This window comes from Brenneria tiliae (assembly GCF_023347575.1).
Lineage (GTDB): Bacteria > Pseudomonadota > Gammaproteobacteria > Enterobacterales > Enterobacteriaceae > Brenneria > Brenneria corticis.
In genome coordinates this window covers 1-255 of record NZ_JAKPCB010000032.1, presented here as the reverse complement: position 1 = coordinate 255, position 255 = coordinate 1, and the positions used below count along the sequence as shown (strand labels likewise).

The following is a 255-nucleotide window of genomic DNA, read 5'->3' as shown; positions in this document are numbered from 1 at the left end:
CTAACTGGAGGACCGAACCGACTAATGTTGAAAAATTAGCGGATGACTTGTGGCTGGGGGTGAAAGGCCAATCAAACCGGGAGATAGCTGGTTCTCCCCGAAAGCTATTTAGGTAGCGCCTCGTGAACTCATCTACGGGGGTAGAGCACTGTTTCGACTAGGGGGTCATCCCGACTTACCAACTCGATGCAAACTGCGAATACCGTAGAATGTTATCACGGGAGACACACGGCGGGTGCTAACGTCCGTCGTGAA

The 255-nt window shown here is 52.2% G+C and carries 1 rRNA gene; it reads left to right on the top strand.

The features are described from left to right. Positions 1–255 (top strand): 23S ribosomal RNA (locus MFP24_RS00150); the annotation flags it as partial.